Annotated in this window: 16 protein-coding genes; 14 read left to right on the plus strand and 2 right to left on the minus strand. The window is 28.1% G+C overall.

Annotated features, from left to right (window positions below; genetic code table 11):
- Positions 1-125 precede the first annotated feature (125 nt).
- The 3 genes from tig to clpX all read left to right on the plus strand — a co-directional run bounded on the left by tig (position 126) and on the right by clpX (position 3,336).
- Positions 126-1,412 (plus strand): trigger factor, encoded by a 1,287-nt coding sequence (gene tig, locus BLP75_RS13370; RefSeq protein WP_092726834.1) that lies wholly within the window; start codon positions 126-128, stop codon positions 1,410-1,412.
- A gap of 73 nt (positions 1,413-1,485) precedes the next feature.
- Positions 1,486-2,070 carry an ATP-dependent Clp endopeptidase proteolytic subunit ClpP gene (gene clpP, locus BLP75_RS13375; protein WP_092726836.1) on the plus strand — a complete coding sequence of 195 codons (585 nt, stop codon included), beginning with the start codon at positions 1,486-1,488 and terminating at the stop codon, positions 2,068-2,070.
- A gap of 18 nt (positions 2,071-2,088) precedes the next feature.
- Entirely contained in the window at positions 2,089-3,336 is a 1,248-nt protein-coding gene (gene clpX / locus BLP75_RS13380) for an ATP-dependent Clp protease ATP-binding subunit ClpX (RefSeq protein WP_092726837.1), read from the plus strand.
- A gap of 110 nt (positions 3,337-3,446) precedes the next feature.
- Here the strand turns inward: clpX and BLP75_RS13385 are convergent, their stop codons facing one another.
- Both BLP75_RS13385 and BLP75_RS13390 read right to left on the minus strand, forming a co-directional pair.
- Positions 3,447-3,971 carry a chromate transporter gene (locus BLP75_RS13385; RefSeq protein WP_092726839.1) on the minus strand — a complete coding sequence of 175 codons (525 nt, stop codon included), beginning with the start codon at positions 3,969-3,971 and terminating at the stop codon, positions 3,447-3,449.
- On the minus strand, positions 3,959-4,471 hold the full coding sequence (locus BLP75_RS13390; protein WP_092726841.1) for a chromate transporter: 513 nt from the start codon (positions 4,469-4,471) through the stop codon (positions 3,959-3,961). The genes BLP75_RS13385 and BLP75_RS13390 overlap by 13 nt, the downstream gene beginning before the upstream one ends.
- Positions 4,472-4,749: 278 nt before the next feature.
- On the opposite strand from BLP75_RS13390, the gene lon reads away from it, so the two are divergent.
- The 11 genes from lon to BLP75_RS13445 all read left to right on the plus strand — a co-directional run bounded on the left by lon (position 4,750) and on the right by BLP75_RS13445 (position 16,870).
- Entirely contained in the window at positions 4,750-7,098 is a 2,349-nt protein-coding gene (gene lon / locus BLP75_RS13395; RefSeq protein WP_139149843.1) for an endopeptidase La, read from the plus strand.
- Positions 7,098-7,709: a ribosome biogenesis GTP-binding protein YihA/YsxC gene (gene yihA / locus BLP75_RS13400; RefSeq protein ID WP_092726843.1), complete on the plus strand. Its 612-nt coding sequence runs from the start codon at positions 7,098-7,100 to the stop codon at positions 7,707-7,709. The genes lon and yihA overlap by 1 nt, the downstream gene beginning before the upstream one ends.
- Before the next feature lie 280 nt (positions 7,710-7,989).
- Entirely contained in the window at positions 7,990-9,063 is a 1,074-nt protein-coding gene (locus BLP75_RS13405; protein WP_092726845.1) for a PRK06851 family protein, read from the plus strand.
- A gap of 196 nt (positions 9,064-9,259) precedes the next feature.
- Complete coding sequence (locus BLP75_RS13410) at positions 9,260-9,940, plus strand: DUF881 domain-containing protein (protein ID WP_092726847.1); 681 nt, start codon at positions 9,260-9,262, stop codon at positions 9,938-9,940.
- The gene (locus BLP75_RS13415; RefSeq protein ID WP_170827954.1) at positions 9,933-11,249 is read left to right on the plus strand and encodes a GspE/PulE family protein; all 1,317 of its coding nucleotides are present in this window, start codon (positions 9,933-9,935) and stop codon (positions 11,247-11,249) included. Before BLP75_RS13410 ends, BLP75_RS13415 begins: the two co-directional genes overlap by 8 nt.
- Before the next feature lie 3 nt (positions 11,250-11,252).
- Positions 11,253-12,359 (plus strand): type II secretion system F family protein, encoded by a 1,107-nt coding sequence (locus BLP75_RS13420; protein WP_092726849.1) that lies wholly within the window; start codon positions 11,253-11,255, stop codon positions 12,357-12,359.
- Between the two features lie 14 nt (positions 12,360-12,373).
- Positions 12,374-12,805, plus strand: coding sequence for a type II secretion system protein (locus BLP75_RS13425; protein WP_092726851.1), 432 nt, complete (start codon positions 12,374-12,376; stop codon positions 12,803-12,805).
- A gap of 351 nt (positions 12,806-13,156) precedes the next feature.
- Positions 13,157-14,209, plus strand: coding sequence for a YecA family protein (locus BLP75_RS13430; RefSeq protein WP_170139045.1), 1,053 nt, complete (start codon positions 13,157-13,159; stop codon positions 14,207-14,209).
- Between the two features lie 252 nt (positions 14,210-14,461).
- Positions 14,462-14,839: a hypothetical protein gene (locus BLP75_RS13435; protein ID WP_092726853.1), complete on the plus strand. Its 378-nt coding sequence runs from the start codon at positions 14,462-14,464 to the stop codon at positions 14,837-14,839.
- A gap of 6 nt (positions 14,840-14,845) precedes the next feature.
- Positions 14,846-15,157: a hypothetical protein gene (locus BLP75_RS13440; RefSeq protein WP_092726855.1), complete on the plus strand. Its 312-nt coding sequence runs from the start codon at positions 14,846-14,848 to the stop codon at positions 15,155-15,157.
- A 117-nt stretch (positions 15,158-15,274) separates the two neighbouring features.
- On the plus strand, positions 15,275-16,870 hold the full coding sequence (locus BLP75_RS13445) for an NAD(P)/FAD-dependent oxidoreductase (protein ID WP_092726856.1): 1,596 nt from the start codon (positions 15,275-15,277) through the stop codon (positions 16,868-16,870).
- The last annotated feature ends 144 nt before the right edge of the window (positions 16,871-17,014 follow it).

Consider the following 17,014-nt stretch of genomic DNA (forward strand, 5'->3'; position numbering starts at 1 on the left):
ATAATGAAGGGAACACTTGTAAATAAAAAAACTTATGTGCTATAATTAAAGAGTTAACTATAAGTATAATGGATTATAATTCCATATACAAAATTATTACATAACTATATAGGAGGATTAAGTCAATGAAAGCAGAATTAATAAAAAAAGAAGGCAGCAAAGTGACTTTAAAAATAACTGTAGATAACAATAAATTTGAAGAAGCAGTAACAAAAGCATACAACAAAACTAAAGGTAAGTACAATATACAAGGGTTCAGAAAAGGTAAAGCACCAAAGGTTGTTATAGAAACTCAATACGGAAAAGGTGTATTCTACAATGATGCTATAGAAATATTATTCCCAGAAGTATATCCAGAAGCTATAAAGGAATTAAATATAGATCCAATAGATAGACCAGATTTAGATGTTGAAGAAATAAGCAAAGATAACGGATTAGTAATGGTTGTTAATGTAGAAGTTAAACCAGAATTCGAGTTAGGGGCTTATAAAGGTATAGAAATATCTAAAGTTGATAATACTGTAACAGAAGAAGAAGTTAAGTTCAGCTTAGAAGAAATGGTAAATAAAAACGCTAGATTAGTAAGCGTAGAAGATAGAGCAATAGAAAATGGAGATACAGCTGTTATAGATTTCGAAGGATTCGAAAACGGTGTAGCTTTCGAAGGTGGAAAAGGTGAAAACTACAGCTTAGCTATAGGATCAAATACTTTCATACCAGGATTTGAAGAGCAATTAGTTGGTAAAAAAGCTGGAGAAGAAGTAGAAGTTAATGTTACTTTCCCAGAAGAATACCATGCTGAAAACTTAGCTGGAAAGCCAGTTGTATTCAATGTTAAAGTAAATGATGTAAAAGTTAAAGAATTACCAGCATTAGATGATGAATTCGCTAAAGATGCTAGTGAATTTGATACATTAGCTGAATTAAGAGCAGACGTAAGAGCTAAATTAGAAGAAGAAGCTAAAAATGCTTCAGAAGCTACAATGAGAAATACTTTAGTTGAAAAAGTTGCTGCAAATACAGAAGTAGATGTTCCAGAAGCTATGGTACAACATCAAATAGATAATATGTTAATGGAACTTAACTACCAATTACAATACCAAGGATTAAACTTACAACAGTTATTACAAATGACTGGAAGAAGTATAGAAGAATTAAGAAATGAAAGAAAAGAAGATGCAGCTAAATTAGTTAAGTCATCTTTAGTATTAGAAGCTATAGCTGATGCAGAAAAAGTAGAAGCTACAGATGCAGACGTAGAAGCTGAATTAGAAAAAATGTCAGCTATGTACAACATGGAAGTTGAAAAATTAAAAGCTTCTTTAAGAGAAACAGATGTTGAAGATATAAAAGGTCAAGTTAAAATAAGAAAAACTATAGACTTATTACTTGAAAACGCAACAATAGCTTAATTTTTTACAGTAGCCTAATAGGCTACTGTAAATTATATATATAAAATAGAAGTTATAAGAGGGGGTATGATCCATGGCATTAGTACCTGTAGTTGTTGAACAAACAGGAAGAGGAGAAAGATCGTACGATATATATTCTAGATTATTAAAGGATAGAATAATATTTCTAGGAGATGAAGTAAATGATGCTACTGCTGGTCTTATAGTAGCACAGTTATTATTCTTAGAGGCCGATGATCCAGATAAGGATATACATTTATATATAAATTCACCAGGTGGAAGTATAACGGCTGGTATGGCCATATATGACACTATGCAATACATAAAGCCAGATGTATCTACTATATGTATAGGTATGGCAGCATCTATGGGTGCATTTTTATTATCAGCAGGAGAAAAAGGAAAGAGATTTGCTTTACCAAATAGTGAAATAATGATACATCAACCATTAGGTGGAACTAGAGGGCAAGCGACAGACATAGAAATACATGCAAAAAGAATAATAAAAATGAAAGAAACATTAAATCAAATACTATCAGAGAGAACTGGTCAGCCATTAGAAAAAATTCAAATGGACACTGAACGTGATAACTTCATGAGTGCAAATGAAGCTAAGGAATATGGCTTAATAGACGAAGTAATCACAACAAGACCGTAGATAGGAAGAGGTGTTAATATGTCAAAATACGAAGAAAAAAGACAGTTAAAATGTTCATTCTGCGGTAAGAATCAAGAGCAGGTAAGACGATTAATTGCAGGACCAAATGTGTATATATGCGATGAGTGTGTTGAACTTTGCGATGAAATTATACAAGAAGAAGTAGATGAAACTATAGAAGAGGATACTACATCACTACCAAAACCAAAGGAAATGATGGAGATATTAAATGATTATGTAATAGGTCAAGAGAAGGCTAAAAAAGCTTTATCTGTAGCTGTTTACAATCACTATAAGAGAATCTACAGCAAAAAAGTTAACACTAAAGAAATTGAGATTCAAAAGAGTAACATACTTTTATTAGGACCTACAGGTTCAGGTAAAACATTACTAGCTCAAACTTTAGCAAAAACTTTAAATGTTCCTTTTGCAATGGCAGATGCTACATCATTAACAGAAGCTGGGTATGTTGGAGAAGATGTTGAAAATATTCTTTTAAAGCTTATACAAGCAGCTGATTTTGATATAGAAAAAGCTGAAAGAGGAATAATTTATATAGATGAGATAGATAAGATAGCTAGAAAATCTGAAAATCCATCTATAACTAGAGATGTTAGTGGAGAAGGTGTACAGCAAGCACTTCTAAAAATATTAGAGGGAACTACTGCTAATGTTCCTCCACAAGGTGGAAGAAAACATCCACATCAAGAATTCTTAAAGATAGACACTACTAATATATTATTTATATTAGGAGGAGCTTTCGATGGAATAGAAAAGATAATCCAAAAACGTGGTGGAGAAAAAACACTAGGATTTGGAGCTAAAATAGAAAGTAAAAAAGAAATGGATTTAGGTAAAGTATATGCTCGAGTTCTTCCAGAAGATTTACTTAAATTTGGTATAATACCAGAATTTATAGGTAGGGTTCCGGTTGTTGCAACTTTAGAATTATTAGATGAAGATGCTTTAATGAGAATATTACAAGAGCCTAAAAATGCTTTAGTAAAACAATATAAAAAATTACTAGAGTTAGATGAAGTAGAACTAGAATTTGAAGATGATGCTCTTCGTGCTATAGCTAAAAAAGCTATAGAGAGAAATACGGGTGCAAGGGGTCTGAGAAGTATAGTTGAAAATGTTATGATGGAAAGTATGTTTGAAGTTCCTTCTAGAGATGACGTTAAAAAGGTTATAGTGACAAAAGAAGCGGTAGACGGAGGAGCTCAACCAGTTATAGTACTTAAAGATCAAGAAGAAAGTGCATAAATAAAAAAGGAGCTTATAGCTCCTTTTTAAATTCCTCAAAATTAGAATTTTTATAATTATGAAGTCTTGTAGGCTTCTTTTTTAAATTTAATTATTGAGAGAAATTTAACTTACATAAATAGTATCATCCCGATAATACCATATATAAAAATTGCGGATATTGAACCGATTTTTTTTGTATATAAAAGATAAAAAGAAGATACAAATGCTATTATTGAATATAAGTCCCAAGGTATATCTAAAGCAGATGAGAAAGCAGCTGCTAAAATAAATCCTAATGTGATTGGTCTTAGTACAACTAACAAATTTTCTATTTTAGGGTTATCTTTAAATTTATCAAATAGTTTAGAAATTATAGTTAAGCAAACAACTGAAAAAATTATCACACCTAAAGTTGCGGATATAGATCCTAATATATTACCAACTTTATATCCGATAAAAGTAGCACAGTTGATAGCAATAGGTCCTGGTGTAGATTGAGATAAAGCTAATAAATCTAAGAATTCTTGACTAGAAATAAAGTTATACTTATGTATGAACTCTTGTTGAATAAATGGTAACATAGCATATCCACCACCAAAACTAAATGCACCGATTTTTAGGAATATGAGGAAAAGTAAAATTATTTTGTACATAAGCTGTATATACCTCCTCCTATTATTAAGTAAATTGGACTTAACTTAAATATACCTATTGCTATAAATGATATAATAAGTAATAGGATATTCTTTTTAGTTTTATCAAGCTTACTAAGCAGGTTAGTGAATGAGTAAAATAAAAGTGCTATTACAACTGGGCTAACCCCTTTAAAGAAACCGTCGAGAAATTTTGAAGAACCATTGCTAAAGTAAAAATAAGAAAAAGCCAAAACTATTACAAAGGCTGAAAGTATAGATCCTAGTGTACATACTATAACACCTGGAATTTTATAAAGTTTATATCCTAGTAAAACTGAGATATTTACAGCTAAAACGCCAGGGAAGCTTTGGGCTATAGATAAATAATCTATAAATTCTTCTTGCGTAAGGAGATTTTGTTTATGTACAAGTTCATCTTCAATAAGAGGAACCATTGCATAGCCACCTCCAAACGTAAAGGTACCAATCTTTACAAAGGTTAAAAATAATTTTAACATTTAAATAAGACCTCCAGAGTTTAAAATTTATATGTTATTATGTTATATGTAATCATTATAACATAACAATAATATTTTTAATAAAAACTAAGAAAGTATGAGTTTTAAACTAAATAGATGGGAATTATATCAATAGCTGAAAATTAGAATATAATTTAATATGTGTTGTAAAATAAGATTAAATTATACTAATAAGTTAGTATTAATGTTGAAAATTAACTTTCGTAAATATATAATATATAAAGCAATAAAATCTAGCACTTTAAGGAGTGATATTAGTGGAACAGAATTATACTAGAGTAGAACATGAATTACCGTTAATTCCACTTAGAGGATTAGCGATATTCCCATATATGATATTAAATTTTGATGTAGGTAGAGAAGTATCATTAAGAGCCTTAGACGAAGCAATGGCCTCGGAGGACTTAGTATTTTTAACATCTCAAAAAGCTGCAGAGGTAGATGAGCCTACAGAAGACGATTTTTATCATGTTGGGACAATCTGTAAAGTTAAACAGATGATAAAATTACCAGGGGATACTGTACGTGTATTAGTGGAAGGTATTTCTAGAGGTAAGGCGACAGAAATAAAGCTAGAGGATGGATATTTCAGTGCAAAAATCGAAGAAATATTGTTTGATGAAGAAAATGCAGAAGAAGATATAGAAGTTGAAGCTTTTGTTAGAAATGTATTTGATGCATTTGAAGAGTACATAAATATTGGCAACAGAGTTTCTCCGGAGATACTTATATCATTAGGAGAAATAGATAATGTAGACCGTTTTATAGATACTATAGCAGCTAATATATATCTAAAGCCTGAGCAAAAACAACAAGTTTTAGAAGAATTTGATGTTAAGAAGAGACTAGAGTTAGTTTACACAATTCTTTTAGAAGAAATAGACATATTAAAGATAGAAAAGAAAATAACTTTAAGAGTTAAGAAACAAATGAATAAAGTTCAAAAAGAATATTATCTTAGAGAACAATTAAAAGCTATTCAAAAGGAATTAGGAGAAGACGAAGATATAAATTCGGAAGTTGAGGAGTATAGATCTAAGCTTAAAAAGATTAAAGCTCCAAAAGAAACTAAAGAAAAAATTGCTAAAGAGATAGACAAGTTTTCAAAAGTTTCTCCGATGTCACCTGATTTATCAGTAAGTAGAACATACTTAGACAATGTATTTTCTTTACCTTGGAATAATGAAACTAGAGATAAATTAGATTTACAAAAAGCTAAACAGATATTAGATGATGAACATTATGGTCTTGAAAAAGTTAAAGAAAGAATTTTAGAGTATTTAGCAATAAGACAGTTATCAAAGTCATTAAAAGGACCAATAATATGTTTAGTAGGACCTCCAGGAGTTGGTAAAACTTCTATAGCTAAGTCTATAGCAAATTCTTTAGGTAGAAAATTCGTAAGAATATCTTTAGGTGGGGTTAGAGATGAAGCTGAAATAAGAGGTCATAGAAGAACATACGTAGGAGCTATTCCAGGAAGAATAGTAAATGGACTAAAAGAAGCAAAAACTAAAAATCCAGTGTTCTTATTAGATGAAATAGATAAAATGTCAGCAGATTATAAGGGTGATCCTTCTTCAGCTATGCTAGAAGTGTTAGATCCAGAACAAAACAAGGATTTCGTAGATCACTACATAGAAATGCCGTTTGATTTATCTAAAATACTTTTTGTAACAACTGCTAATAGTTTGAGCACAATACCAAGACCTTTACTAGACAGAATGGAAATAATAGAAGTATCTGGTTATATAGAAGAAGAAAAATTAAATATAGCTAAAAAATACTTACTTCCAAAACAAATAAAAGAACATGCTTTAAATCCTGAATTTTTAAAGATGGATGATGAAACTATAAGAGATATAATAAATTCTTACACTAGAGAAGCAGGGGTAAGAAGTTTAGAAAGAACGATAGGAAAAATATGCAGAAAAGTTGCTAAAAAGTATGTTGAAGATCCTTCATTAGAAGAGATTGTAGTGACTAAAAAAGATCTAGATGACTATTTAGGAAAAAACAGATATAGACATCAACTAGCAGGAGCTAAACCAGAAGTTGGAGTTGTAACTGGACTGGCTTGGACATCAGTAGGAGGAGAAACATTAACTGTAGAAGTTAATGCTCTTAAAGGAAAAGGTCAAATAGTGTTAACAGGTAAGCTAGGAGATGTTATGAAAGAATCTGCTCAAGCAGGTATATCATATATAAGATCAATAGCTGACAGATTTAATATAGATCCAGAATTTTATAAAACTAATGACATACACATTCATATACCTGAAGGTGCTGTTCCAAAAGATGGACCATCAGCTGGTATAACTATGGCTTTAGCTGTTATCTCAGCATTAACTAATATACCAGTATTAAACAATGTAGCAATGACAGGTGAAATAACTCTAAGAGGTAGAGTATTAGCTGTAGGTGGAGTAAAAGAAAAACTGTTAGCTGCTCATAGAGCTGGTATAACTAAAGTATTACTTCCAAAAGAATGTGAAGCTGATTTAGAAGAGATACCACAAAATGTAAAAGAAAAGATGGAATTTGTATTTGTAGAACATATGGATCAAGTATTAGATCACGCATTATTAAGGAATGGTGAAAAATAATGAAAATAAGAAATGCAGAAATAACGATGAGTGCGATAAATAAATCGCAATATCCTGACGAAGGTATACCTGAAATAGCTTTAGTTGGTAGATCAAATGTTGGGAAATCATCAACAGTAAATACATTATTAAATAGAAGAAATTTTGCAAGAACAAGTCAAACTCCAGGAAAGACTAGAACAATAAACTTCTATCTTATAAATCAAGAGTTTTTCTTTGTTGATTTACCTGGATATGGATATGCAAAAGTTGCAAAGTCTGAAAAAGAAAAATGGGGAACTATAATGGAAAGATACCTACAAGAGAGAGATGAGCTATGTGCCATTTTATTACTTGTAGATATAAGACATGAACCTACTAATGATGACGTAATGATGTATCAATGGATAAAGCACTTTGGATATAACTGTGTAGTAATAGCTACTAAAGCAGATAAAATATCTAGAGGACAATATCAAAAGCATATGAGTATAATAAGAAAAAAATTACAACTAGAAAAAGATGAAAAAATATTACCAATATCTTCTCTAAAGAAAACTGGAGTTGAAGAAATTTGGGATGAGATAATTAAACAATACAACGAGCATGGATATGAAATAACAGTTGACTAAGAAATAGAGTAACGTGAGTTACTCTATTTTTTATTTTAATAAATTAATATAAATAAGGCTACAATGCTAAAAATATGGATTTAAAGCCTTTATAAAAATAAAGTAGAGGATTTTTAGTATAGAACATCAAATATAATTAATTAAAGGCTACAAGCTGATTTTAAGCATAATTAGACTTAATTACTAAGATAAATAAATTATCTGTATGATGAGTAACAAAATAAGGGCTTTAGTAATATTTTAATAAGATAGAAGATAAATATTAAAGGGGGCTTTATTCATGGAAGGTAAATCTAGAAAATTATTTCCAGGAGCAAATACAGCAAATGGATCATTTAACTTCTTCGATAATATCATAACAAAAAATATAAATAGAATATTTTGTTTAAAAGGAGGCCCAGGAGTAGGAAAATCATCTTTAATGAAAAAGATAGCTAATGAATTTTTAGAAAAAGGATATGATATAGAATTACATTATTGTCCATCAGATCCAAGTTCATTAGATGCAGTATTGATAAAAGAATTAGGTGTTGTATTATTAGATGGAACAGCACCTCATATTGTAGATCCTAAAGATCCAGGGGCTATAGATGAGATAGTTAACTTAGGTGATTATTGGAATCTAGAAAATTTAGAAAAAAATAAAGTGGAAATAGTAGAGTGTGGAAAAGATATAAGTAGCTCATTTAGAAGAGCATATAAATATTTAAAATCAGCAGAGCCAATTTATTATGATATAGAAGAAAAGTATAAAGATTGCATGGATTTTGGTCAGGTAAATTTATTAACAGAACATTTTATATATGATTTATTTAAAAATGCAAGTAGCACAGGAATATATCAAAAAGAGAGACATTTATTTGGAACAGCGATAACTCCGGTAGGTCATGTAGATTATGCAGATAGCATTTTAAGTGGAGTATCTAAAATATATCATTTAAGTGGAAATATCGGAACTGGAAAAACAACATTCTTGAAAAGAGTATGCGATAAAGCTATAAAAAAAGGAATGGAAGTAGAAGTATATCATTATCCTCTAATAAAAGATAAGTTAGAGACTATAATTATAAAGGATTTAGATATAGGAATAACTACAAGTAAACTATTTGAAGGAAGAAATACTATCGACTTAGATAAGTATTTAGATCAATATAAATTAGCTAAATATGAAGAGGAAATAAATTTTGATAAGAAAGTATTTAATGAACTAATAAATTATGGAATTTCTAATCTAAAAAAAGCAAAAGCTAAACACGATGTAATAGAAGCACATTATGCTCCTAATATGAGATTTGATGAAATAGAAACATTAAGAAAAGAGATAGTTAATAGAATATTAAAATACGAAAAATAGATAATAATTTTTATGTAAAAAAATATAAAAGTAAAGATGAGTATGCTTGAAATATGAAGCATACTCTCTTTTAATTTATAATAAAAATATTTATAAATATATGTTGCAAAAAATAATATATAGATATTTAACAAAAACAATACTAAAATAACTATGATATTTATTATTACAAATCGTTTTATAGGAGTATATAAGTATGAAAAATAAATATGTGTTGATAATACTAATGAGCATTGTATCAGGAGCATTCATTGGTATATCTCTAAAGGATAATAAAGTTAACAATAACGAATACATAAGTAAAATTAAGCTACTAAGAAAAGAAACTAAAGAGATTAATAAAAACATAAAAAAATTAGAAAAAGAAAAAGAAAACTTAGAAGATGAGTTAGATGAATTAAAAGATAAATTTGCTGATGAAAAATCTATAAATAAAATAGATAATTTAAAACAACGCCTATCTTATACAGATATTAAGGGTAAAGGAATAGTAATAAAAATAGATGCATTAAGTGAAGATGTAGGTAATATAGCAAATTTAATTGACTATAATAAAATATTAGTAAACATAGTCAATGAAATTAAAATAAATGGAGGTGAATTTATTTCAATAAATGATCAAAGGTTAAATCAATACTCGGAAATAGTTTTAGCTGGTAGTCATATAAATATAAACTCTGTGCCTATTGTACAACCTTACGAAATAAAGGTTATTGGAGACTTGAAAAAATTAAATAAGTACATAGAAAAAGATAGCCATTATATAAAAAGTATAGAAGATAATTATCCTATGAAAGTAGAATTTAAAGTAGACGAAAACATATCTATGAAAAAGATGAATGTTCCAAATAAATTAGATTGCATAAAGGGTGATTAAGATTATTAGTAAAGAAAATATTTTAAAGTGTGCAATTCCTATTAAGTTAGTAAGTAAATATAAAGTAAATGTAAGTAAAGATGAAGTTATTAAAAGTAATTCAAAGATATTAATGCAAGAAAAAGAATCAGATAAAAATATACATACAAAAACTCATACAGAAAATCAAACACTAGATGAAGGATATGCAAGAAGTATATTTAAAGATATTTTAGATAAAGCAGTCTTACAAAAAGCTAGTGATATTCATATAGAACCATTTGAAAATTTAATAATTATAAGGTTTAGAATAGATGGAGAACTTAAAAAAATAAAAGAATTTCCTATGAATATATATCCATATTTATCATCTGTTATAAAATTAGAAATGTCTATGGATATAACAGAAAAGAGAATTCCTCAAGATGGTAGAGTAGATATGGTTTTAAATGATGATGAGATTGATATCAGAGCATCTAGTATGCCTACTGTATATGGAGAAAAAATTGTACTTAGAATATTAAATAGAAATTCATTTCTAAAGAAAAAAGAGGAATTAGGATTTTCTAAAGATGCTATAGAAAAAATTAATAATATGATGAATAAAAATATTGGAATATTGTTAATAACGGGTGCTACAGGAAGTGGAAAAACTACAACAGTATACTCGTTATTAAATGAATTAAGATATAAAAATAAGAATATAATGACTATAGAAGAACCTGTGGAGTATAAAATGGAAGGAATAAATCAAACTCCTGTGAGTAGAAAAAATGGTATCAGTTTTGAGTCTGGGTTAAGGTCTATTTTAAGACAAGATCCAGATATTATAATGTTAGGAGAAATTAGAGACTTAGAAACTGCAAAAATGGCAATTAGAGCAGCTACTACAGGTCATTTAGTAATAAGTACATTACACACCAATGATGCTATTTCATCAATATCAAGGCTTATCGATATGCAAATTCCACCTTATTTAATAAGTGAGTCTCTTATAGGTGTAATCTCTCAAAGACTAGTTAGAAAAGTTTGTCCAATATGTAGTAAAGAGGTTGTAAAAGATAATTCGATAAAAAGTAAAGTGGCAGTCGGATGTGAAAGTTGCAACGATGGATATATAGGAAGAACGGCTATTTATGAAATACTAGAAATTGATGATAATATACGGGAATCAATAAAACAAATGAATGGATATAAAGAAATAAAAAAATTAGCTAAAACTAACAATATGATTACATTTGAAGAAAGTGCTAAGCTATTGATAAAAGATAAAATAACAACTATAGAAGAATGTTCTATAGCCGAGAATTTGATATTAGTAGGAGATTAATGTATGCAAAGTTATTCTGAAAATGTAATAAAAGCGAAAGAGAATTTAAATGATTTTAAGCAATTTATGCTGATAAAAGATAATAAAATAAAAGATAAAGATCTAAGTATTTTATGCAGGCAAATGTCTATATTATTAGAATCTGGATGTGAAATATTAAAAATTTTAGATATAATAAAACAACAATCAGATAAAAAAATTTCATTAAAGCTAGAAGCAATATCTCAAAATATAAAACAAGGCAACTCAATAACAGATTCATTTACAAATACCAATTCATTTTCAAATTTCTTCATAAGTATGTTAAAAGCAGGTGAAACTAGTGGGAAACTAGATGTAGCAATGACGAATTTAGCTCAATATTACGATAAAGAGTACAAAATGAAAGCTAAAATAAGAAATGCATCTATATATCCTATAATAGTATCTACATTAGCTTTTTTATCATTTATAATTATAATGGTATTTGTAATACCAAACTATGAAATGTTATTTGATGGTAATGGAATAGACCCACCATTAATCACGAAAGCTTTAATAAATACATCTAAATTTATAAGAACAAAATATACTTATATAATATTTATTACTTTAGCCATAATACCTACCTTATATTGTCTATCAAAAATAAGTTCTAAAGTAAAATTTGACAATCTTAAATTTAAACTTCCAGTAATTAATAAGATAACGAAAATAATTATTACAACAAGATTTTGTAAGTCTTTAAGAATTTTGATAAAAAGTGGAGTACAAATTGTAGAAGCTATAGATATATCTTCTAGAGTTATAAATAGTGATTATATTTATAAAAAAATGAGTACTTCTATAGAATATATACAAAATGGTAATCAAGTTGCATATTCTTTGAATATTTCAAATATATTTCCTGATATGTTCATATCAATGATAAATATAGGAGAGGAAAGTGGAAAACTCGATGATTGCCTAAGTACTAGTGAAAAATTATATGATAATGAATTAGATATTATGTTAGAGAAGATGATGAAATGGATAGAACCATCGATAATGATTATACTAGGAATTTTTGTTTGTATATTTATGGTTGCTATGGTTTTACCTATGTTTGATTCAATAACTGCAATACAATAGAGGAGATAATTTTAATGAATAAAGGTATTAAAGAAAATTTAAAGAAGAAAAAGAGACCAGGATATACATTAGTTGAAATGGTTCTTGTGATAACAATATTAGGTATATTAACAAGTTTAGGATTTATGAAATTTGGACAGATTCAAAGAAATGCAAAAGAAAAAGCTGATTATGTAGCTGCTTCAAGTATAGCTACTGCAGTAAATTTAGCTATGCAAGATGAAAAAATACAAGATTATTCTAATATACCAATTGAAAAACTTAAAGAGAACAAATATTTAAGTAAAGTGCCTTCTCCACAAAGCCAAAAGGGTGAATTTAGTATAGAAATAAAAGAAGATACAGTTGTTGTGAAAGTAGGACAACAGGTATTTTATCCTAAAGATTATAAAGAAGAAGATGGATCTAAAGTGGATACAGGTAATAAAGATAATAAAACCAATTAGTAATTAAAAAATAACTCTAACAACCTAAAAATAAAACATAAATTAAAGTCGATATTAGAATATTTATAGTGGCGTATATGGTCATATAATAAAAAAGCATGAAAAAACGAATAAATTAATAGATTTTAATGATAAATATTAAGATAATTAGTATAAACTTAATTAGTAAAACTTAAAGGAATATGCATTAAACTTATAGAAAATCTATAAATAATGCAATTAATTGTTATACCAAAAGTTTACAGTATACAAAAAAATATAAAAAAATAGCATAATTATAGAATACTTGGAGAAAAAATGGTATAATAACAAATTGTACTTTAATTTAAAAACGAAGGAGTGACAGTCACATTGTTAGGGAGAAACGAGTTATGCCCTTGTGGAAGTGGCAGAAAATATAAAAAATGTTGTTTAAATAAAGATGTTGTATCTGAAAGAGCTAGTAGAAAGGTAAGTCTTTCTCAAAAGCAATATTCGGAATTATATACTAAAATACAGCAATTTGCTAAGCAAGACAAATACCAAGACGAGTATGAAAAAGCTAAAGAAATGTTTTATATAGTAGAAGATGAAGCAATCAATACAAAGTTTGAAAGATTCTTCAATACGTATTTTATACAAGATCATATAATGGAGAATAAGAAAGTTATGACTGTTGAGTTTTATGAAAACAACAGAGATAACTTAACTACAAGAGATGTAGAGATATTAAGAAACTTATTCGAATCATACGTAGGAATATACGAAGTAACTGAAGTAAAAGACGATAAAATTTTATTAAAAGATTGCTTAACGGACAAAGAAGTTTACACAGAAGACGTAAACTTATTAAAAGACTTTAAAGTAGGAAGTAGCATGATAGCAAGAATAGTTACAGTTGATGATATAAGTATATTAATAGATGTAACTATAAGCATATCTGATGCAGTTAAAGATGTTATATGCAATGATATAAAACATTTATTCGGACAATATGAAGACTTATATAAAGACATGAAAACTTTCTTAATACATCATACTCATATACTATATAAGTATATGCAACAACTATTAGATCCAAGTATAGCAGAATATTTAAAACAACAAAAAGAATCTAAAATGAATCAAGCAGCTCAAGAAGTAGCTGTAACGCAAGATGAAGTTATAGAAGATGAATGTAAAGTGTGTGGAGTTCTTAGACAAAACGTTGAAAAAGAACATATAGATGCTTGCATATCATTCTGGAATGAATACAAACAAGCTAATGGAGAAGTGAAAGGTTCTGAAAACGGATGGGCAGCTGCAGTTGAATACCACATCAAAAAGGTTGCTGGAGAGAACATAACACAAGCTCAAATATCTAAAAAATATGAAATAAGTCCAAGTACATTAGGTAAGAGATATAAAGATCTTAAAGTATCATAGGAATTATTAAAATATTTTATAAACTTTCATTATATGAAATATTATATGGAAATAAAAGATATTACAAACAACAATAAATATTTAAAATTATTTTAGGAATTATATTAATATATAGTTCCTAAAATTTTGTCTAAATTTGAAAAATAACTGTATAAAAATTAAATTTTATATAATTTATAAAAAAAGGTTTTAATATATGCGAATAATGTATAAAATAGTAAATATATAAAATGTATAGAAAGAGGTATAGTTATGAGTCTTAGTTTAGGAAATGCAATAGCAGTATCAACAAACATTATAAAATCTAATCCTGCAGTACCTGTATACAAAGGAGAAGAAAATCCAAATAACCTTTACGCTGTTATTTATCATATAGAAATAGGATACAATGAAGGACAAACTCAAAAAACTAAACAATACATAATAATAGATTATAAAGAATTTGATTTATCTATAGATGCAAAAAATGAGTTAGTAAAAGTTGCTAAACAATATTGTGAATCTAAAGGTATTAATGATGATGAACAATTAGAAATAGCTCTTTTAGATAATGAAGAAGCTGAGAATTTCTTAGAAAAAGTATTTAATAATATGAAGGTTATAAGAGGCCTTATAACAAAAAAGGACTAATTAAATATGAATTTAGTAGGAATAGAGAATATAACTCCTTATGAAGGAGTAACTGAGTTTAAAGTGTATAAGTATGATGATGAAATAGATTTAGGAAACAAAGATCTGTTTGTATGTGACTTAAAGGTTGTGATATTAAAAGTGAATCAAGCTTATGTAGATAGATTAGGTAAGTCTAATGATGCACTAGCTTTAGTTACAAATTTAAACTCAAATGTAAACAAGGAATCTATAACAGATGATATTAAAGAATTTATTTTCAATGAAATATATGAAATAGATTTAGAAAAAGAAAATATAGATGTAATGTTTATATAAAGCTAGGCTTAATACCCTAGCTTTTTTACATACAAGCAAACTATAATACATAAAAATCTATAGATAAATATATAATTTATATGTAGATTGTAAAAAACAAAAGAGGAGCAAACATTTATGATAAGAATATCTAACTTAAAATTAGGAATAGATGAAGATATTTCTTCACTTAAAGATCTTGTAATAAAAAAATTAAAAATTAAGGAAAAAGATCTTATAAAATACAATATATATAAAGAATCTATAGATGCTAGAAGAAGAGGAAAAATAGACTTTGTATATACTGTAGATGCACAAGTTAACAATGAAGATAAAATTTTAAAATCAAAAGTAAAAGATGTTGTAAAAGTAAAACAGGCTACATATATAGGTGTAGAGATTGGTACTGAAAAACTTAACAATAGACCTATTATAATTGGTAGCGGACCAGCAGGATTATTTGCAGCGCTATTGTTAGCTCAAAAAGGGTATAATCCACTTTTATTAGAAAGAGGGCTTGATGTTGATAACAGAACAAATGATATAAATGATTTCTGGAATAATAGAAAGTTTAAAAATAATTCAAATGTACAATTTGGAGAAGGTGGAGCTGGTACATTTTCAGATGGAAAACTTACTACAAGAATAAAAGATATAAGATGTAGAAAAGTATTAGAAGAATTAGTTAATTTTGGTTCTCCAGATGAAATATTATACTCTCATAAGCCACATGTTGGTACGGACATATTAAAAGGTGTAGTTAAAAATATTAGAAATGAAATAATAAGACTTGGAGGAGAAGTTAGATTTGACTCTAAAGTTACAGATGTTATAGTTGAAAATCAAGAAATAAAAGCTGTAGTTATAAATGAAACAGAAACTATAGAATCAGATGCTGTTATTTTAGCTATAGGTCATAGTGCAAGAGATACTTATAAAATGTTACACAAAAGAGGCGTAAGAATAATTCAAAAACCTTTTGCTATAGGTGCAAGAATAGAGCATCCTCAAGAATTAATAAATAAATCACAGTACAAAGAATTTTACAACCATCCGAGATTAGGAGCTGCTGATTATAGATTAATAGAACATACTTCTAATGCTAGAACTGCATATACATTTTGTATGTGTCCAGGAGGCAGTGTAATAGCTTCAGCATCGAATGAGTTTGAAGTAGTAACTAATGGTATGAGTGAGCACGCAAGAGACAAAGCAAACGCTAATAGTGCATTTTTAGTGAATGTATTACCTGAAGACTTTGGTAGTGATGATCCATTAGCAGGTGTACACTTCCAAGAGAAGTATGAAAAATTAGCATATGAATTAGGCGGAAAAAACTATAATGCTCCAGCTCAACTTGTAGGTGATTTTTTAAATGACAAGGTAACAACAAGTCTAGGTAGTGTAGAGCCATCATACAAACCAGGTGTAGAATTTGTTGACTTAAGAGAATGTCTTCCTGAATTTGTAACTACTACTATGAAAGAAGCTTTAGTATCTTTAGATAATAAATTACATGGATTTGCAATGCATGATGCAGTATTAACAGGAGTAGAAACTAGATCTTCAGCACCTATAAGGATAGTCAGAGATGAAGAAACATTAGAATCAGCTAATACAAAAAATCTTTATCCATGTGGAGAAGGTGCGGGATATGCAGGTGGAATAGTTACTGCAGCTGTTGATGGAATCAAGTGTGCAGAAAAAATAATAATGAAATATTCTAACCTATAAATCTACAAAATTTTACATAATCTTAACAAATTATTAATAATTCTATAATATTTAACATAATTTTAACATAACACCCCTTAGGATTTGATAAAATACAAGGGGTGTATTTATTTATACCGAAATGAGGATTATCTTTAGGAGGAA

This window comes from Romboutsia lituseburensis DSM 797, from assembly GCF_900103615.1.
GTDB lineage: Bacteria > Bacillota > Clostridia > Peptostreptococcales > Peptostreptococcaceae > Romboutsia_F > Romboutsia_F lituseburensis.